This is a genomic window from Pseudoalteromonas sp. NJ631, assembly GCF_000276645.1.
GTDB classification, from domain to species: Bacteria; Pseudomonadota; Gammaproteobacteria; order Enterobacterales; family Alteromonadaceae; genus Pseudoalteromonas; species Pseudoalteromonas piscicida.
This window is the reverse complement of the sequence record NZ_AKXJ01000003.1, coordinates 154,801-175,646: the sequence shown is the minus strand read 5'-3', so window position 1 is coordinate 175,646 and position 20,846 is coordinate 154,801. Positions and strand designations below refer to the sequence as shown.

14 protein-coding genes are annotated in these 20,846 nt (G+C 41.7%); 11 read left to right on the top strand and 3 right to left on the bottom strand.

Annotation, left to right across the window (positions count from 1 at the left end):
* Window positions 1–185: 185 nt before the first annotated feature.
* The 9 genes from A587_RS0107625 (at window position 186) to A587_RS0107585 (ending at window position 14,615) form a co-directional block, all read left to right on the top strand.
* Window positions 186–1,577 carry an undecaprenyl-phosphate glucose phosphotransferase gene (locus A587_RS0107625; protein WP_026000912.1) on the top strand — a complete coding sequence of 464 codons (1,392 nt, stop codon included), beginning with the start codon at window positions 186–188 and terminating at the stop codon, window positions 1,575–1,577.
* A 34-nt stretch (window positions 1,578–1,611) separates the two neighbouring features.
* Complete coding sequence (locus A587_RS24460; RefSeq protein WP_017217098.1) at window positions 1,612–2,910, top strand: oligosaccharide flippase family protein; 1,299 nt, start codon at window positions 1,612–1,614, stop codon at window positions 2,908–2,910.
* 35 nt (window positions 2,911–2,945) lie between these two features.
* The gene (locus tag A587_RS0107615) at window positions 2,946–4,673 is read left to right on the top strand and encodes an SLC13 family permease (protein WP_017217097.1); all 1,728 of its coding nucleotides are present in this window, start codon (window positions 2,946–2,948) and stop codon (window positions 4,671–4,673) included.
* A gap of 86 nt (window positions 4,674–4,759) precedes the next feature.
* A complete protein-coding gene (gene cysC / locus A587_RS0107610) occupies window positions 4,760–5,356 on the top strand; it encodes an adenylyl-sulfate kinase (protein ID WP_017217096.1) in 597 nt (198 codons plus the stop codon).
* A 22-nt stretch (window positions 5,357–5,378) separates the two neighbouring features.
* Window positions 5,379–6,338 (top strand): DHHA1 domain-containing protein, encoded by a 960-nt coding sequence (locus A587_RS0107605; protein ID WP_017217095.1) that lies wholly within the window; start codon window positions 5,379–5,381, stop codon window positions 6,336–6,338.
* A 102-nt stretch (window positions 6,339–6,440) separates the two neighbouring features.
* On the top strand, window positions 6,441–8,552 hold the full coding sequence (locus A587_RS0107600; protein ID WP_017217094.1) for a YjbH domain-containing protein: 2,112 nt from the start codon (window positions 6,441–6,443) through the stop codon (window positions 8,550–8,552).
* 976 nt (window positions 8,553–9,528) lie between these two features.
* On the top strand, window positions 9,529–11,142 hold the full coding sequence (locus A587_RS0107595; RefSeq protein WP_017217093.1) for a hypothetical protein: 1,614 nt from the start codon (window positions 9,529–9,531) through the stop codon (window positions 11,140–11,142).
* A 298-nt stretch (window positions 11,143–11,440) separates the two neighbouring features.
* Window positions 11,441–13,057, top strand: coding sequence for a hypothetical protein (locus tag A587_RS0107590; protein ID WP_017217092.1), 1,617 nt, complete (start codon window positions 11,441–11,443; stop codon window positions 13,055–13,057).
* 880 nt (window positions 13,058–13,937) lie between these two features.
* The gene (locus A587_RS0107585; protein WP_026000911.1) at window positions 13,938–14,615 is read left to right on the top strand and encodes a hypothetical protein; all 678 of its coding nucleotides are present in this window, start codon (window positions 13,938–13,940) and stop codon (window positions 14,613–14,615) included.
* 10 nt (window positions 14,616–14,625) lie between these two features.
* Here A587_RS0107585 and A587_RS0107580 read toward each other — a convergent pair whose 3' ends face one another.
* A complete protein-coding gene (locus tag A587_RS0107580; protein ID WP_017217090.1) occupies window positions 14,626–14,916 on the bottom strand; it encodes a ribbon-helix-helix domain-containing protein in 291 nt (96 codons plus the stop codon).
* Window positions 14,917–14,937: 21 nt separating this feature from the next.
* On the opposite strand from A587_RS0107580, the gene A587_RS0107575 reads away from it, so the two are divergent.
* Complete coding sequence (locus A587_RS0107575; protein ID WP_017217089.1) at window positions 14,938–15,333, top strand: VOC family protein; 396 nt, start codon at window positions 14,938–14,940, stop codon at window positions 15,331–15,333.
* 609 nt (window positions 15,334–15,942) lie between these two features.
* Window positions 15,943–16,371, top strand: a complete 429-nt coding sequence (locus A587_RS0107570; protein WP_083838441.1) for an REP-associated tyrosine transposase — start codon at window positions 15,943–15,945, stop codon at window positions 16,369–16,371.
* Between the two features lie 491 nt (window positions 16,372–16,862).
* Here A587_RS0107570 and galU read toward each other — a convergent pair whose 3' ends face one another.
* Together galU and A587_RS0107560 are read right to left on the bottom strand one after the other, a co-directional pair.
* Entirely contained in the window at window positions 16,863–17,759 is an 897-nt protein-coding gene (gene galU / locus A587_RS0107565) for a UTP--glucose-1-phosphate uridylyltransferase GalU (RefSeq protein ID WP_017217087.1), read from the bottom strand.
* A gap of 584 nt (window positions 17,760–18,343) precedes the next feature.
* Window positions 18,344–20,842, bottom strand: a complete 2,499-nt coding sequence (locus tag A587_RS0107560) for a S8 family serine peptidase (RefSeq protein WP_026000910.1) — start codon at window positions 20,840–20,842, stop codon at window positions 18,344–18,346.
* Window positions 20,843–20,846 lie beyond the last annotated feature (4 nt).

Sequence of the window (20,846 nt, the reverse complement as noted above, 5' to 3'; positions counted from 1 at the left end):
GAATAATAGTATTCGCTGAAGGTGCCCCCTTCAATCATAGATAAATAGTAGTAAAGGAACTATCTTCTACTATATTTTCTGTTTTACTTTATGTTTAAGTAAAATAATAGGCAATCAAGCAAGAAGGCTAGCTATGTTCCATGGTTAACTTCTATTCCATTGGTGGATCAGAGATTTGCGCAAAAATGAATAAAGGTATTTTGCAAAATAATTCAACTGTAATCGCATTTGTTCAGCGAGTATTAGATATTGTAATAATAGTAAGCTGCTTATGGGTAGCCGTCACGCTTGAAGGTTTACCTTGGCTAATTCAACATACTACCGCTGCTTTACTTGCCGTTTTTTTGTTTCACTTTACCAGTGAGTTAGATGAGCTCTATATTTCATGGCGAGGCTTATCAATTATCAAAGAGCTTAAAAAGGTGGTTTCTCATTGGTGTGTGTGTGTGGCAACCTTATTTTTAAGCGTTTACTTCTTAGCGCCCCAACACCTTGAGCCTGCAGGACTACAACTCAGTTGGTTTGTACTTGTAATCCTGAGCCTCTCTACATATAGAGTAATTTTGCGCTTACTATTGAGGTTATTAAGAGCTCAGGGAATCAACACTCGAACTGTTGTTATCGCTGGCGCGGGACATTTAGGGCAGAAATTAGCAAATACTATTGTTACGCACTCTAGTTTTGGTTTGGTTTTCAGCGGGTATTATGACGATAATCTCTCGGAGGACAATGTTGTAGCTGCTCAAACGCTCGGTAACTTGGAGCTACTTATTAAAGAGTGTAAAATAGGGGGGGTTGACCGTGTTTATATTGCCTTGCCCCCACATGCTTATGAAAGAAGAAACTGGTTGGTCAAAGAGTTGTCTGATAGCACCGCAAGTGTTTATATTGTACCTGATATTTACACTTACCAGTTGCTTCATGCGAGAAGTGATTCAATCGTTGGCATTCCTACCATAAGTATTTATGACTCTCCTATTGATGGTAGCAATGCCATTATTAAACGTATTGAAGACATTGTACTCTCTATGCTTATTTTAATACTTATATCACCTGTTTTATTCGGTTTAGCGCTTGCGGTTAAGTTTACCTCTAAAGGTCCAATATTCTTTAAGCAAAATCGTTATGGAGTTGATGGTAAACCCATAAAAGTTTGGAAGTTTCGTTCAATGAATGTAATGGAAGACGGCGCTAAAGTGACTCAAGCAACCAAAAACGATGAGCGTTTTACCCCTATAGGTCAATTTATTCGTAAAACCAGTTTAGATGAGTTGCCTCAGTTTATAAACGTACTGCAAGGTAGTATGTCAATTGTAGGGCCAAGACCCCATGCTGTTGCCCATAACGAAGAATATCGTAAACTGGTCGATGGTTATATGCTACGTCATAAGGTAAAACCAGGCATTACTGGTTGGGCACAAGTCAATGGTTGGCGTGGCGAAACTGACACACTTGACAAGATGGAAAAACGCGTAGAATTTGACTTAGATTACATTCGTAATTGGTCCTTGTTACTTGATTTAAAAATAGTGTTCTTAACTATATTTAAAGGTTTTGTAAACAAAAACGCGTATTGATAACTAGGTAACGGGTCGGATAAATGAGAAGTACATGCTTATCAACGTAAAATCCATTTTTAGTAATGCCGAACATCGCCACACGGCTATTAACGCAGCTTTAGCTTTAATTATTCGTATTGTAGGTGCAGGTACTGCATTTCTGTTTAATTTAATCATTGCAAAACAGTTGGGGGCAGAGCAAGCAGGTTATTTTTTCTTGGGCTTTTCATTTGTTATGCTGTTATCAGCAATTGCAAACCTTGGCTTTGAAAATACGATATTACGTTTTACTTCATTAAATGCTTGCTTTGGTCATACAGTCAGAGCAATTTTGAACTTTTCTCTGAAGTATGTTGTCGCGGTTTCATGTGTACTTGCGGTAATAAGCTATCTTTTGGCACCATGGCTCTCAATAGTTGTGTTTAAAAAGCCTGAGTTTAGTGAGACACTGCAATATATAACGCCAGCGATAATTGGGCTAAGTTTTGTACTTTTAATAGCAATGAGTTTGCAAGCTCGCCATAAATTGATTGCAAGTATCTCTTGTCAAAACATAGCTCATTTTATGCTGTGTGGTGCGGCGGTTATTGTGTTTTCTGTAAAATCAGCCAGTACCGCAGCACTTTATTTGAGTTTATCGCTAGGAGTAACCTCCTGCTTTTTTTACTGGGTTAGCATAAAAAGCTTGAATAATAATGGCGAAAAGCCTGACCCTAATGAGCTGTGGCACAGTGCGAGACCTAATTGGGTGATTATAATAATGAGTCAGTCAGCTCAATGGGCTACACCAATAATTATTGGAATCTACTTAGTCTCTGAGCAAGTCGCATATTTTAGCATAGCTCAGCGTATCGCACTTCTAACCTCATTTATTTTAATGGCAGTAAACTTGGTTGTAGCACCAAAATTCTCCATGCTTCATGCTAAGGGCGATAATGTTGGTATTCGTAAAACTGCTTTGTTTTCGGTGCGGTTATTGGTATTAAGTGCATTACCCATAGTGCTATTCATGTTGGTATTCCCTGAGTTTTTAATGGGTTTGTTTGGCGAAGAATTCAAACAAGGGGCCGCTATTTTACAAATACTAGTATTGGGGCAAGCCGTTAATGTTGTAACCGGTTCGGTTGGCTTTTTATTGCAAATGACTGGTCATGAGCGCGATATGCGCTTGGTCACACTTATTAGCGGTTTCGGTGTTTTAATAACCGTACCTATTTTTACAAAGTTATATGGGGCAATTGGGGCTGCAACAGCTACAAGCTTTTTTATAAGTTTGCAAAACTTATTAGCGGTTTATTTTGTAAAAAAACGCTTGGGTTTTAATACCTTAAAGCTTTGGCAGAAGATTTAAGTTGTAAGCTGTGAGTTAGGTATAAGGATGTTTGCATGGTTTTAGAACAATGGTTGATGGTGGTTATTTTTTTATCAACCATTGTAGGGTTAATTAAATATCAATACTTCCCTGAACGAGTATTTGCAGCGGCGAGCTTAACCTGCTTTGCAACTTCATTAGTATCTACCGAACAATTGCTTGCAAATGCCGTCAATCCAGGTTTGGTTACTTTGCTGTTACTTGTGGTGTGTGCATTTGCTTTTGAACGCACAGGTTTTTTGCGTAGGCTTGCCAATGTGCTTTTCAATGGTTCGGTAGTTAAATCCTATGTACGTACTTTACTGGCTACAGTACTGGCATCTGGTTTTTTAAATAATACTGCAGTGATAGCTACGCTTATTAGCCCAGTTAAAAACAACAAATTAATAGCCCCGAATAAACTATTATTGCCGTTGTCATATGCCGCTATTTTGGGTGGAACATTAACGCTCATCGGCACATCTACAAACTTGATCGTTAACTCAATGCTGATTGAGCGAGGTGTTGACGGGTTTGCTTTTTTTGACTTTCTTCCCATCGGTCTCACCGCTGTTGCCGCCTGTATGGTAGTTATTGGGTTTACCGTTAAGCGTTTAAATGGCAAAGTTAACGATTTTGCTGAGGTGGCTGACTATTTTGTAGAAGCACAAGTTAATAAAGGTTCTGCGCTCATTGGTAAAACAGTAGAGCAAAATGGTCTAAGAAGCTTAGAGTCATTGTTTTTAGTCGAGATTGTAAGAGAGAGTAAGTTGATATCTCCAGTTACTCCTTCGCATATTATCCGCGAAGGAGATAAGCTTATTTTTTCAGGAGATATCACTAAAATTTTAGTACTGCAGCAGTTTGAAGGGTTAACACTATTTGCAGAAAAAGACGGTTTGCTTCGTGAAAACCTAACCGAAGTGGTCGTTAAACCTGGTGCAGCGGTAGTGGGAAAAACATTAAAGACGGCTGGTTTTAGGGCCCGATTTGATGCTGCCGTCGTTGCGATTAGGCGAGAAGGTGAAAAGCTTTCAGGAAAGCTAGGTGACGTGTCGATTCAGGCTGGAGACTTTTTAGTTTTGGCCGTGGGGCCTGATTTTGCTAAACGTACTAATCTTACTAAAAACTTCTTTATACTCAATGGCGTAAAAGCAGAAAATATGCTCTCAGGCGTAAAAGAACGGATTGTTACTTGGGGGTTTGTTGTTACTCTTGGGGTAGCATTAATACTAAACATAAGTCTATTAAAGTGCTTTATTTTTTATTTAGCGATACTAATAGCGAGCAGATGCTTATCTCTTAATGAGATAAAGCGACGATTCCCTCTTGAATTGTGGCTAATAGTTATGAGTGCTCTTACCTTAGCAACAGCTTTAGATAACACGGGAATTGCTTTGTTAATAGCTGAGCAGTTTAAATCTCTTTTAACTGAGCAAAGCGCATATGTGGCTTTTATTGGTGTTTTTATTCTCACGCTGTTGTTTACAGAGCTAATTACCAATAATGCAGCTGCTGCATTAACATTTCCAATTGCCTTTGCTATTGCTCAGGGATTGGAAGTCAGCTATTTACCATTTGTATTGGCAGTAGTATTTGCTGCCAGCGGTAGTTTTATGAGCCCCTATGGCTACCAAACAAACTTAATGGTATACAATGCCGGAAACTATAAATTAAAGGACTTCGTACTGTTTGGCCTACCTGTCTCTATCACATACAGTGTGGTTGTACTGGTTTTAATTCCTATATTCTTTCCATTTTAGGGGATGAATATAGGCAATATTAATGAGTCACAGTTGCGAAATTGTAATTAAATATCATTTCAAAGAAGCTAGAATCTGGAAAAGCGATGACAGAAAACATTGTATGGCACTCTCAGACGGTATCAAAAGCACAAAAACAGGCACATAAAGGACATAAACCTGTACTGCTATGGTATACCGGGCTCAGTGGCTCTGGTAAATCAACAATTGCCAATGCAGTAGAGGCTAGATTATTTGAGTTAGGGTGCCACACTTATCTTCTTGATGGCGATAATGTGCGCTTAGGATTAAACAAAGGGTTGACTTTTAGCGATGAAGATAGAGTTGAAAATATTCGCCGGATCAGCGAAGTAGCCAAGCTTTTTGTCGATGCTGGAGTGATTGTCTCTACCGCGTTTATCTCACCATTTAAACAAGACAGAGAGCAGGCGCGTAACCTTATGGAAGAAGGTGAGTTTATTGAGGTGTTTGTCGATACTCCTTTAGAGGTCTGCGAGAGCCGGGATCCAAAAGGGCTTTATAAAAAAGCGAGAGCAGGGGAAATACCAAATTTTACTGGAATTGATTCAATATTTGATGCACCAGAAAAACCTGAGCTGCATTTAAAAACAGCAGAGCAAAGTGTTAAACAATGCGCAGAGCAAGTTATAAAGTACTTACATCAAAAGCAGATTATTACTTAAACTTTTCAAGCTAAGAGCATATATGTATTACGATATTTTTAATGGCGATGCCGATGGTATTATTGCGCTGTTACAGCTCCAACTGGCGAATCCTGTCGACAGTATAAAGATCACAGGGGTGAAGCGCGATATTGAGCTAATGAAAAAAATAACGCCAAAGGCAGGTGATAATATTCGTGTGCTTGATGTGTCTATGGAGAAGAACAAGCCGGATCTCTATCATGCGTTGTCTGTTGGTGCTCGTGTTATGTATGTGGATCATCATAGGTCTGGTACTGTTCCAGAACATTGTAACCTGTTTGCTCATATCAACCTGGATCCTGATGTATGCACGAGCTTAATTGTAAGCGATATATTAAATAGGCGCTTTCATTTATGGGCTATCACTGCAGCATACGGCGATAATTTAATTAGCAAAGCTAATAGGGAAGCTGATGTTTTGGGTTTAACAGAGCAAGAAAAGTCTAAACTAAAAGCGCTTGGCACTTATATTAATTACAATGGTTATGGTAGCGAGATAACAGACTTGCATTTTCATCCTGTAGCATTATTTAACGCTTTGCTGCCATATACATCCCCCTTCGAGCTAATTGCAGATAAACAGTCAGTCTATTATCAACTTGAAAGAGCCTATAAGGCAGATATGCTTAGTGCAGAGTCGGCGCAAGTACTTCATGAATGCCATTTTACTAAAGTGATTCTATTAGACGACAAAGCTTGGTCTCGACGAATAAGCGGTGTACTAGGCAATGAACTCGCGAATAAAACACCACACAAAGCGCATGCTGTTATTACATATAACAATAAAGGTAGTTACACTGTTAGTGTGAGAGCGCCACTAAACAACAAACAAGGGGCCGCCCATGTATGCAGCCAATTTACAACCGGTGGTGGCCGCGAGGCTGCGGCTGGTATAAATGAGTTGAAAGCGGAGCGATTAGACCTTTTTATAGAAATACTCGTAGGCTATTACAAAACCTAATCATTTACTAACGTATCTTCATCTGTGTTAGTCTAAGCCAACTTACATAGCCAAGCTTTATTTGGCGATAAAATTACAAAAACTCTTATGTGGACTAGGGATATGCTTAAATCGAACTTTATTATGCTAGGCAGCTTATCAATATGTTGCTTGCCTGCAGTGGCTAGTGAGCGTCTAGATTCTTTTCAGTCTTTTGCTGGGTATACTGGCTTATTCAATACACCAACTGCAGAAGTATTAGAGAAGGGTCACGTAGATCTTGGTTACAATAATCAGCTTTTTGATAATAGTCGTACCTTTGTTGATGGCCATAACTTTATTTTCTCCGCTGGCCTATTTGATGGTTTTGAGGTGAGTGGTTTAATTGCTACTAATACAATGCATGAAAACCTGTTTTCTAAAGGAAGTGGACAGATCAGGGATCTTTCATTTAATTTAAAATATCAAATTCCCTACGTCCCAAAAGGTTGGTTTGATTTAGCTATTGGAGCAAAAGATTTAGGAGGGGCCGTTAATTTCTATGAAACTTATTACATTGCAGGTTCTAAGGAGTGGCGTAATTTTAGGTTTTCTGCCGGGGTTTCAGCAAGTGATAGATTAAATGGTCAGATGGATGGTGTTTTTGCTGGTATAGAATGGCTGCCACTGGACTGGTTTGCATTGCAGGTTGAGCATGATGCGGATGCAGTGAATGCGGGCGTACGTTTAACTGTACCTAAGGAGTGGATTTACGATGTAGGTACACTCACGTTAACCAGCAAGTTTTACAGTAATACTGATCATGCAGAAAAGGATACCTTTTGGGGAATAAACTTTTCTATGCCGCTTTTTGAGCAGGCAAAGCTAAACGACCCTACAGAAGTGGCACCAGCACCGATTTTAGACAACCATAAAAAGCGTGAGGCTGCATTTGAAGCGCACTATCAACAGCAACGAGAATTGGCTCAAAAGCCGCTAGAAGAAGCCAAGCAAGAAGTAACTGAGCGTGATGAATACAGAAAGTCACTTACACTGCAAACTCGAGAACTTAAAAATGCACTAATCGACGACGGTTTAGAGGCGATTAGTGTGGGCTTTAATCGTGACCCACATATTGTTGTAAGCTTTGAAAACTATGTTTTTAATCGTAACGATATAGACGCTATTGGTCTTGTGTTAGGTCGTATTGCTGAACATATAGATGAGCCTGAGGCTAAATATACGATTCAGTTATTAAACCGTGGTATTCCAATGCTTTCTGTGCGTGGTGATATCGATAATTACCGTGAGTTTATCAATACCAGTAGTACGCCAGATATGGATATTCGTCGCGGTGAAATGGATCCGATTGGCAGTGTGTCTTGGGTGGGAATGCCTAAGGCCAACAGTCCATATTTTAAGCCTCGTGTAACTATAGGGCCATCATTAGACTCACACTTCGCGACTGAAGTTGGAGTTTATGACTTCTCACTCGCAATTCGAGCCGATGTAGAGTTGCCCATGTGGTATGGTGGCGGTGTAAGTATTAGTGCTGAGACTGAAGTTGCGAAAACCAGTGATTATGAGAATGGTAAAGCATATGGGCGCTTTGCAAAAGACAGTGGCGTTACGCAAGCGACAATCTATCAAACGTTAGATTTACCGTATGGAATTTATAACCAAACTCACATTGGTTTCTTCAAAGAATTTAACGACTATACCGGTATTAAAAATGAAACGACTTGGCTTAGTGAGAACGGTCGTCACCAGCTTAATGCTGAAATTGGCTATTTAGAATATGATGACTATGACTTAGATAGAGACTATCAAACGTTGTCTTATCGCTATAACTGGGTTGAGCAGGATGTGAGTTTTCATGCAACGGCAGGTCGGTTCTTTTATGAAGATAGTGGTGTAAAACTAGAAACTCGCTTCTGGTTTGGCGATAGCTATATCTCAATATTTGCCCAAGATACCGATGTACAAGTCGCAGGTATTGCATTTAGCATCCCACTTACTCCACGTAAAGATATGGCACCGATCCGTTATGGCCAGATAAAAGGGAATGAAGCTTGGCGTCATGAGGTAAGTACACGTATTGGTGATACGTTGAATTACTTGGCTATTGGACGAGCTCATTCAGTTAAAACGCCTGTGAATTTGGATAAGACATTCCTTAATCAAGGACGCTTGTCGAGTAGCTATATTTACAGCAATTTGGCAAGGTTACGAGAAGCGTATCTAACCTACAGATAACAGTAACAGCGACTTTTTGTCGCGATGTGCTTGTCGCGGGATAAACCCGCTGCTACGGGAGTTGTGTTCTGGTGCTTTTGTCGCGGGATAAACCCGCTGCTACGGGAGTTGTGTTCTGGTGCTTTTGTCGCGGGATAAACCCGCTGCTACGGGAGTTGTGTTCTGGTGCTTTTGTCGCGGGATAAACCCGCTGCTACGGGAGTTGTGTTCTGGTGCTTTTGTCGCGGGGATATGTATTCGTAGCAGCGACTTTACGTCGCGATGTGCTTGTCGCGGGATGAACCAGCTGCTACGGGAGCTGCGTTTCTATGCTTTTGTCGCGGGGTTATGTATTCGTAGCAGCGACTTTACGTCGCGATGCTCCCGTCGCGGGATGAATCCGCTGCTACGGGAGAGGCGTTTCGATGTTTTTTGTCGCGGGGTTATGTGTTCGTAGCAGCGACATTGTGTCGCGATGCTCCTGTCGCGGGATAAACCCGCAGCTACGGGAGAGGCGCTTCGGTGCACTTGCCGCGGATTATGTATTCGTAGCAGCGACTTTATGTCGAGATGCACTTGTCGCGGGATAAACCCGCAGCTACTAAAATCTGCGGGAATCATTCAACCATCTCATTCACACTCTTAAATTTATATACCTTGTTAATAAATAAGCACTATATTGCAACTTTTTGCTATAAATTTGACTTCATTCATTGTCTATTTAGTGTTCTAAAGGTATCCTACTTTCAACTTATTACAGGCGGTTGGAACTACCGCTTTTCTGTGATAAATTAAGGCAGCTAACTCCGACTATATGGTTGTTTTTCCGCTAGATTGGTAGAATAACTGAGTTGGCTTTAGTCAGGGAGCGACTTAGTTCCTGTCTGTCTTATTAAATGATTTAAAACTTAAGCTTATATTGTTCGCAATATGGCTTTTTTTATGAGTTAACGCGTCAAATCGACGTAAGTTAACAGAAGGAAAACAAGGACTAATCATGATTGCAAATAAAAAATCTCTTCTTGCGCTCTCTGTAGCGTCTGCGCTAACGCTTTCTGGCTGTTTTAGCGATGACGATAACAACGTAACTATCACGCCTCCACCAGAGCCTACTGATCCAGTAGTCGTTGCTCCGGATGCACCAGATGCACTTTCTCTAGTTGTAAATGGTAGTGTGGTTGATAAAAAATCAACTAACGTTGTTCCTGCGACAATCGCTTTCCTTGAAAACGGTGAAGCGTCTGCAAACATCGTAAACACTAAAGGCGAAGCAATCGCAACAGTAGAAACTGGTGAAGCAGGTAATTTTGTATTTTCTGTAAAAGAAGGCGCAGAGCTATCTCAAATTACAGCTGTTGTAACAGCTGACGGTTACTTCTCAAAGAGCTTTAATATTGACCTAACAACAGAAGCAGATACCGCTGAGCTTGCAGTTCAGTTGGCCCTTGTTTCTAAAGATCTAGATACAGTTGTTGAAGAAGTTGTTGAAGTGGCAGTGGAAGGCGGTGCAGTAGCAGAAGCAATCACAGCTGAAGCTGCAAAAGGCAAAGCTGGTGCTGATGTAACAATCCCTGCAGGTGTTGTATTACGCGATGCAAGTGGTGCGGCTATCACTGGTACTGATATTTCTCTAAATGTTGGTTCTGCAGATCCAACTTCATCAGATGCGGGGGCCGTACTTCCTGAAGGTCTAAACGCTGATAGCGCTGCAACTTTAGCGGCTCCTGTAGGTGTTGCTAACGTAACAATGACTGACGAGAATGGCGTTAAGATCAAACAGTTCAGCAACCCAATTTCTATTTCTATCTCAATTCCAAAAGACACAGTATTAGCATCTGAAGGCCGTGCTGTTCAAACTGGTGACGTACTAGGGCTGTCTTCTCATAACGAAGACACAGGCGTATGGACAAAAGAAGTAGACAATCAAGTAACGGTTGGCGCACTAAACGAAGCTGGCACTGCTTATAAAGCTTCTTTCATGACTGAACACCTTACATTCTTCACCGCAACTGATGAAGTTGCAGTATGTAATGCGGATGTGTCAGTTAACATTAATGGTGACGTACCAGCTGGTGGCCTATTCGTAGATGTTCAATCTTCAGACATCAACGCAACACGTTCTATCGCTGCTGGTTCAACTTCTAAAGTGATTTACACAGCTGCAAATGCGGGTAAAAACAACGTAAGTGCTGATGCAACTGCACGCATCGTTTTACGTGACGCTGAAGGTACCGTTTGGTTCGACTCGGTAGACGAAGTAGCGGTATGTGGTGAGCCAGTAAATGCAACTCTTGTGGCTCCTGAAGTTGAGTACACAACTACGTCATTTGCATTAACTGGTGTGTGTTCGAACGAAGCTGACACAGCTGTTCCTGTAGAAAACTCGGTAGTAACTTACCGTCGTGCTGGTAAGGCAACTTACCAAGCTGCAAATGCTTCAGGTACATACACACTAAACAACTTAGTTGTTGGTGAAACATACACTGTTAACATCGATACGCTAACACTTGAAGTAGCATCAGGACAAGCAACTTCATTTACATTTGAAGCGGGTACAGATGCAGCAGATCAGCAGTTACAAATGGTTTGTGAAACTGTAACAGGTGCATAATAGTCTCTAGCAAGACTTAATTTGCTTAAAAGCCGCACTTTGATGCGGCTTTTTTATACCTACCGTTTATCTGCCATTATTTGTTTTGTGGTGACGAGATCCTGTGGCTGCAACTTTATGTCGTGATTTTTTGTTGCAAAGAGCGTTAACAGATAAAGTAATTTACCAAAAAATCACAAAAAAATATTTTAATTACTAGCTGGACAATCTTTGAACTTTCTCTATATTTAAGTTTCGATGTAATAAAACGCGCGTTAGTGCCGCTTGGCACTTTCAAAAAAGGGAACAAGGACCAATCATGATTTCGAACAAAAAATCTTTACTCGCTTTATCTGTAGCTTCAGCTTTAGCACTTTCGGGCTGTTTTAGCGATGACGATAACAATGTGGTGATCACTCCGCCACCTGAGCCAACAGATCCGGTAGTTGTTGCACCAGAAACGCCTACAGCTTTAGCATTTGTTGTAAGTGGTAACGTAGTTGATGTTGATACTGTTGATATCGTTGCGCCGGCGACAATTACCTTTTTTGAAGATGGAGAGCCAACCTCAAATTTGGTTAACGTCAATGGCGACGCAATCACTCAGATCACAACAGAAGATGGTAGCTACACCTTTACTGTAAAAGAAGGTGCGAATGTTGGGGTTGTAACTGCCGTAGTAGCTGCTGATGGCTATTTTTCAAAAAGCTTTGACATCGACTTAAGTAACGAAGATTCTGCAGCAACGCTAGAAGCAGAATTAGCACTTGTGTCAAAAGGCGGTGACGAAGTTGTTGAAGCAAGCGTTTCTGAAAGTGTGGCTAATGCAACAACAGCCTCTCCTGTTACAGCTGCGGCTGCAAAAGGTAAAGCAGGTTCTGATGTAACAGTTCCTGCAGGCGTGCAACTTAGAGATGCAAGTGGTAATGCAGTTACAGGTACTTCTGTATCATTAACTGTTGGCTCTGCGGATCCTACGTCTAGCAAGATTTCGGCTGTTTTGCCAGCAGGGTTGAGTGCTGGTAGTACAACTAGCATTAAAAAGCCAGTTGGTGTAAGTAACATCGTTATGCAAGATAATAACGGAACTAAGATCAAACAATTTAGCCAAGAGATCGATGTTTCTGTTTCACTTCCTGTCGCAACCTTAGCACCATCTGGTGATAGAACAATTCAAACAGGAGACCAGTTTGATGTTTCTTCAAATAATGAAGATACTGGTAAATGGCAGTCAGAAACGAATAAAGCAACTGTTGGTGCGTTGAACGCTGAAGGTACGGCTTACAAAGCATCTTTTAAAACCGATCACCTTACGTTTTTTACACTGTCTCGCTCAGTTCCAATCTGCACGCAAGGTATTACTGTTAATGTGACTGGCGATACTGTGCCGAGTTCAGGGCTATATGTGAGTATGACCTCTGCTGATGCGAGCGTATCAAGTTATTTACGTGGTGGTACTACGTCAAAAACAGTTGTTTCAGCTAGCACTTCAGCGCGTTATGGTATTAGCTCATCAGCAACAGCACGTGTAGTTATCCGTGACGCAGCAGGTAACGTGTGGGGGAATGCTTCATCAACAAATGCTGAAGTTCAGGTATGTAATGGCCCAGTTTCGATCACGCTAGCAAATCCAATTCAAACCACTGTTAACGAAAATGTAACTGTTAGAGCTGTGTGTTCTAATGATACAACGGTAACAGAAGTTATCCCAGGTGCGATTGTAAAGTATAGATCAAGTACGACTAAGCCATTCCGCACAGCAGCGAACAATGGTGACGGTACTTTTGCATTGTCAGCACTAAACGGTGATGTTGCGTCATATGCCGTTAGCGTAGACCCTCGAATTTCAGCTCCATTTACAACGTCTATTACGCCAGATGGAACAGATGAAACTATCGATGTTTCAGTAGCTTGTGACACTGTAACGGGTAGTTAAGTACAGAATGATTAGTCCAATCAGTTAAGCCGCGGAGACGCGGCTTTTTTCTTGCCTAAATCTTAAATATTTTTATTCATAAAATCATACTTCCAGAATTAACCTTTCTTTCGTAGCTGCGACTTTACGTCGCGACTGTTTTCATGCCTTTATGCCGAGGGGCTTATGTTACGGTCTTTTTTATTGTGAATAATATGGCCATTATTGGTTTTCTATCGCGGGATAAACCCGCTGCTACGAGTTTGGCGTAGCAGCGACTTTATGTCGCGACTGTTTTTATGCATGTATGCCGAGGGGCTTATGTCACGGTCTTTTTTATTGAGAAGAACCTGGCCGTTATTGGTTTTCTATCGCGGGATAAACCCGCTGCTACAAGTTTGGCGTAGCTGCGACTTTATGTCGCGACTGTTTTCATGACTTTATGCCGAGGTTCTTTCTGTAGGCTTATGTCACGGTCTGTTTTATTGAGAAGAACCTGTGGCCGTTATTGGTTTTCTCTCGCGGGATAAACCCGCTGCTACGGATTAGGCGTAGCAGCGACTTTATGTCGCGACTCATTTTATGCCTTTATGTCGAGGTTCTTTCTGTAGGCTTATGTCACGGTCTTTTTTTATTGTGAAGATCCTGTCGCCGTTATTGGTTTTCTATCGCGGGATACACCCGCTGCTACGAATTAGGCGTAGCAGCGACTTTATGTCGCGACTGTTTTCATGCCTTTATGTCGAGATTCTTTCTATGAATTTAAGTGAAGGTAACCCCATGACGCTTCTGCTGACGGACAAGCCTGGGTCTAGGCGGGAAGGTGACTATCAAACTTCCGAAAAAGACTAAAAACCGTTAAACTTAAGATCTTTAGTATACTCAATACGTTGACTACAGTATGAAATCTCATTTAGGCCGAAGAGCATTTTCCACTATGGAGCTTCATACCTTGTTTAACGGTTATATCTACTCAGATGAAAAACTAAAGCGTGAACAGCCTAAACATTGGCATTTTTGGCTACCTTTACTGAGTTATTACACCGGTGCGTATAGTGATGAAATTGGCTCACTCACACTTGATGATGTTTACTACAAAGACCACGTTCATGTATTTCACTTTAACACCCATGGTAAAATTCAACCGCGAGTGGTGCCTATTCATCCTGCATTATGGCAAGCAGGTTTAGAGCAATATCTAGCATTAGTAAAACAACAAGAATATCGACGTCTTATGTTTGATTTACCTGCAAAAACTGGTCGTTATAGCGAGAAAGTTAGAATATGGTTTTCTGGAGAGGGTGAAAGACAAGGGTATCTACAAAAATGTGGTTTACCCAATGTTGATCAGCAAGGAATGAAAACGGCGATCAGCAGTTTACGACTAAACTTCGAGCAACAAATCAGAATATCAGCTATTCAGCTCGGGACTAAAGACAGTTTTCAATATTTATTGGGTTTAAAGCAAGATGGACATGAAGTTACGCGCCCACCTTTTCACTTGCTCAAGCAGGTTATTTCTCCGATCCGGGTTATTAATCCCAATATCACATGGCAACGCTTTTTGGAGCGGCACTAAAACGTAGTACTCAGTTACTACCACTTCTTACGTCAAGCGCATTATTATTTGCAAGATAAGTTAAGCAAGTAACACGCAGCATAGACGCCAAGTTTTTGATCTCACCATGACGTTCAATCACTTCTTGGTAAAGTAAAGAAATAAACTCGGCAAGACCCAGATCTTCCCGTTGAGCTATGGTTTCTAATACTTGCCATATTTCATTTTCTAACGCGAGGCTAGTAACAGCTCCTTGAATACGAATAGAGCGTTTGGCTACTTCGTAACGATGAGGCTCAGTTGATGCGTAGAGTTCACACATATAAATTCCGTAGGTAAAGTAATGGCAAAAATGATCCACTCAATGATCAGAGTGAAAGACGCTGATCGCTCAATTAAATTTTATCATGATGTATTTGCGTTGGTAGTGAAACGACGTATCGACTTTAATGATTTTTCTCTTATCTACCTTGGCAACAATGAAACTTCGTTTGAACTGGAGCTAACTTGGAATCATGACACCACTGTAGGTTATACAATCGGTAATGGCTATGGGCATTTGGCTTTCGCCACGGATAGCTTGCAGGCTATCTACAGCAAGGCTCAAGAGAATAGTTATTGCCCTAAAGAAATCAAAGATTTTTATAATCAAAATGTATTAATAGCAAGATTCTTTTTTATTAAAGACCCTGATGGTTATGATATTGAAGTAATTGAAAAAAGCGATGTGTATCGGTAGTAACGGGTTTATCCCGCGAACAAGGTTGGTGAGTTGTGACGTCAAATCTTACAGGATTCGTGACGCAAAGGCGTAAAAACAATCGCGACCTAAAGTCGCTGCTACGAATGTGGATAAACCCGTATCTGGGGGGGATCCCGCGACCAAGGTTGCTAATTTCGATATAAAATCGTTAAAGATGCCACGACGTAAAGGTATGAAAACAGTCGCGACGTGAAGTCGCTGCTACGAATGTACACAAATCTGTAGCAGCGGGCTTACCCTGCGACCAAGGTTGGTAATCTCGATATAAAATCGTTAAAGGTGTCACAACGTTAAGGCGTAAAAGCAATCGCGACCTGAAGTCGCTGCTACGGATGTGGATAAACCTGTAGCAGCGGGTTTATCCCGCGACCAAGGTTGGTAATTTCGATATAAAATCGTTAAAGATGCCAAGACGCAAGGGCGTGAAAACAGTCGCGACCTAAAGTCGTTGCTACGAATATGGATAAACCTGTAGCAGCGGGTTTATCCCGCGACCAAGGTCCAATTAGCTTGCCCTTAGACAAACATACTCTATTCTTTAAGTATGCAGGGTTATAAGGATATAACAGGTACAAAAGTCAAAACTTGAGGAATAAGCGGGTCTCACTCGTAAATCATTTCTATGCAATTACCTTAACGTGCAAAGATAGAAAATCGTACTTTAACTCCTTTTCGATTTGTGCCGAGGCCGCTAGGACGATCATGGCTTGTGAACAGGGGCAGCTTTTTAAAGTCATTGCTTTCGTATTAATGCCAGATCATCTTCACTTAATCATTCAATTAAATGGTTCTTCAAAGTTACCAGATTCTATTCGAGCGATAAAAGGCCGCATAGCAACCAGTCTGCGCTCTTTCGGAGTATTTGGCTTATGGCAAAAAGGTTATTATGAACATTTAATTCGAAGCGAAGACGACTTAAAAGAACAAGCAAGATATATAATTCAGAATCCAATTAGGGCTAAGCTTGTTACGCGGGTAGGTGAATATCCATATTGGTTTTGCATTTGGGTGTGATTTATTAAGGTGATTGCAGTTAAACAATCGCGATGTAAAGGCATGAAAACAGTCGCAACGTAAAGTCGCTGCTACGAATGTGGATAAACCTGTATCTGAGGGGAATCCCGCGACCACGGTTGGTAATTTCGATATAAAACCGTTAAAGATGCCACGACGTAAAGGTATGAAAACAGTCGCGACGTAAAGTCGCTGCTACGAATGTACACAAACCTGTATCTGGGGGGGATCCCGCGACCACGGTTGGTAATTTCGATATAAAATCGTTAAAGATGCCACGACGTAAAGGTATGAAAACAGTCGCGACCTAAAGTCGCTGCTACGAATGTGGATAAACCTGTAGCAGCGGGTTTATCCCGCGACCAAGGTTGGTAATTTCGATATAAAATCGTTAAAGATGCCACGATGTAAAGGCATGAAAACAGTCGCGACCTAAAGTCGCTGCTACGAATGTATACAAACCTGTAGCAGCGGGTTTATCCCGCGACAAATTAAGAAGCTAGGCTTAATTGATGAAAGCGTTTCAAAAATTGCGAAAACTCTTCACCTAATTGCTCATCACGAATCGCATATTCAACTATGGCTTTAAGGTAACCAAGCTTGTCGCCACAATCGTGCGAACGACCGCTCATATGAAAAGCCTCAACGGTTTCCTGTTCCATCAGCATATCGATAGCATCGGTTAACTGGATTTCTCCACCAGCACCGACAGGCGTTTTTCTTAGCAGCGGCCAAATATTTTTAGAAAGCACATAGCGACCAACAACTGCTAGATTAGAAGGAGCTTCTTCTATGGCTGGCTTTTCTACCATATGTTTAATGGCGCTACTTTCACCTGGGCGTAGCGACACACCGTTGATATCAGCAATACCATACTTGCAGACATCCTGCTGTGGTACAGGCTCTAACATAATTTGGCTAGCTTTCGTTTGGTTGAAACGAGATAGCATTGCAGCTAAATTTTCATTTCCCTGATCGGCTGTGTATTCATCCAAAATGACATCGGGCAGTACAACAACAAAATCATTATCCCCAACAATAGGTTGTGCGCACAAAACTGCATGGCCAAGACCTTTGGCTTCACCCTGCCGGACATGCATAATCGTAACGTCTTCAGGGCAAATCGAGCGTACTTCTTGTAAAAGTTTACGCTTAACACGCTTTTCAAGCGTTGCTTCCAATTCAAAGCTGGTATCAAAATGGTTTTCAATTGCATTTTTTGAAGAGTGAGTCACTAACACAATTTCTTTAATACCTGCAGCGACACATTCTTTGACAATATATTGAATGAGTGGCTTATCTACTAAAGGCAACATTTCTTTAGGAATGGCTTTGGTCATTGGGAGCATGCGAGTACCAAGGCCCGCGACAGGAATAACTGCTTTCATAAAAAGTCCATATTTTGACTGGTTTCCAATTTTCACCCTGCATTGTAGCGCTTCATACAAAAGTTGCAAACCAGATTAAGTTGCAATTTCTTCAATAGTATTTAAGAGTATACTCTAATACTTCATTTTACGCCGTTGCTTCGCTTTTTCGCTATTTTAGAGCTATTTGTTCAAGCCACTAGGCGAATGAAAACATCATGAACGACGAGAGCTGAATGAACACTGATTTTGTAGATTACAGCTTTGATCTTTCTACATTTTTTTATATCTCAATTGAGAGTTACTGTGCATAAGAAAGTAAACTGATTTTGTCTTGCATGTTAGGCTCTATCTAGTGAAGCATTAAATAAGGCTTAATTTTTTATTAAGTTCGACTTTACGGTAGGAATGTGGGTTGAATGTGAACGCTTAGCATAGTTATCTCACCAAACCGATGTTAGCTTGCATTACAACTGTTTTTAATCGTGATCTGTAAAAATATCATATCTATTTTATTCGGCTATTTTTAAGCTGTACTTTAAATTGGATAGTAGGAATAAAAAAGCCCCTTTCGGGGCTTAAATTAACCTTTAGATATGGAATTATTAAAAGTTAACTGTGATTTCGTTTGAGCAGATTTCACCAGATTGACATACTTTATATGTGTAGCTGGTGGCTTCTAAATCACGTGAGAAGTCTCTGAACTTACCTGTGTTTGTAACCGTTTCAAGTGCTTGACCATCACGGTAAATTGTTACTTCATCAGCACTGCTGCCTTGCCATGAAAGCTCTACGCGGATAAAGCCTAAGCGAGACTTATTTGCGCGAACTAGTGATAGCTCAACCTCATCAGTGCTAACCGCAACAGATTGAGTGGTTGTGTGGCTGTTGCCTTCACTATCAGTCACCGTTAGAGAAACGCTGTACTCACCAGATGCTGCAAATTCATGAATTGGGCTGGCGTCAGTACTGATGCTGCCATCACCAAAGTCCCATGCCCAGCTAACGATATCATCATTCGGATCACGGCTTTCATCAGTGAATGTCACGGCAAGGCCTGAAGCTGCAAAGCTAAAGCCCGCGACAGGAGGTTGAGGTGATGCTTCGCCTAGACCTGTTAGGTTTAGAGTCCAGCTGTTCAATGTACCAGTATCGATACCTGCATTATCTGAGACAGACAATGTCCAATCACCCGTTGCAACTTCACCATTAAATGCCGCAGAGTTAAAGGTTTGGTTAATGTCATCAGCACCGCCGCCTTGACGGTTATGTAGTGTTGCTACGGTTCCAGCAGGAGAAGTAAGCGTAACAATTAAGTCGCCGATGTAGGTGTGTGTAATATCCACTAAAGTATTGCTATCAAATACGGTAACGGTGTCAGCTACAGTGATCACAGAAGTAATACCTGAAGCATCGTTATCTGGAATGTCTACCGCGGTAGTATTTTCATAGCTGAAATCACTTAACCCTTGAGGTAATACATACAGTCCTACTTGCTCATGATCCGCAAGCTCGCCAGATGTTGCATTAAGCGTGAAGCTATACTCACCCCACTGAGTTGAAGCTGCAGTTGGTACAGAAAGTGTTACTGTATCGCCTGGCATTGCAGTAGTCGCAGACAGCGTTGCACCTGCAATTGGTGAAGTAACAGACAAATCAATAGTGCCCTGCCAGTCAGCGACTGAAGCAAAAGTAAATTCGTATGTTGCAGTATCGCCCGCTGTGATTTCTTGATTAGCTGGACGAGCTGATACTCTAAAGCCTGGCTCTGGATCCGCATCAATTACAGCTTGATTCACATTTAAGCGCTTACCAGACACAGTTTTATCTGTAAGATCAGCATTAACATCACCACTTTGCATCAGTAGGTTTTTAAGCTCAATTGCAGAGAGGGTTGGGTTGATAGAAAGTACTAGAGCCGCGGCACCAGCAACGTGAGGCGTCGCCATTGAAGTACCCGAGTAGCTTGAGTAACCACCACCCGGAACGGTAGATAAAATTGCGCTACCTGGTGCACCCATATCTACAGACGTTAGACCCCATTGTGAAAATGAAGACATCGCGTCAGTATGGGTTGTACTTGCGATAGAGAATACGCTGTCGTGCTCGTAGCTTGAAGGATAATGAGGGTTTACATCGTTGTCTACCGCACTGTTACCGGCCGCTGCCACAAATAAGATGTCCGCATTTTCACTTGCAGTGATCGCATCAGAGAGTGCTTGGCTAAAACCGCCGCCACCCCAACTGTTATTAGTAACGCGAACGTTGTGACCGGCATTTTTAAGCGCTACGATATAGTCAATACATTCAATCGCATCTGAAGTTGAGCCAGAGCCTGATGCATCTAGGAATTTACAGCCCACGATTGAGACTTCATGGTTCACACCAGCAACGCCTGTTGCGTCGTTGCCAGAGGCACCGATAGTACCTGAAACGTGTGTACCGTGACCTTGGTCGTCCATCGGGTCGCCACTGCCTGTGATTGCGTTGATACCGTGAACATCATCAATATAGCCGTTACCATCATTATCAATGCCATCTCCAGCGATCTCTCCTGGATTGCGCCATGCGTTTGCCGCGAGATCTGGGTGGGTATAATCAATACCCGTATCGATCACACCGACGATAACATCACGTGAGCCAACCGTAATATCCCACGCTTCAGGAGCGTCAATATCGGCATCAGCGGTACCACCAGTTTGACCTGTGTTATGCATACCCCAAAGCTCATCAAAGCGACTATCGTCAGGAATGCCAAGTGCTTTTACTTGATAGTCAGGTTCGACATATTCAATGGCCGGGTGGTTAGCTAGTTTTTCAATTGCTTGCTTTGCTGTGATGCTATCTAGTTTAAAGTTTGCTAGGCGACCTTTTAAAACATGGCGATATTTGTCGTCTACGCCATCAGCGTTCAAATCCGCCATCTTTGCTTTTACAAGGTTTCTTGCATTGGCACGAAGCGCTGCAGAAGTGTTTTCTTTAAACACAACTAAGATGCTGTCATCAGCGGTTGCTGTTGTAGTTTCGATTTGAACTGCTGCTTGAGAAGTGAAAGCAAGTACAGGAAGCAAAGCCAAAGACAATGCAGAAAGTTTAGATCTCATATTA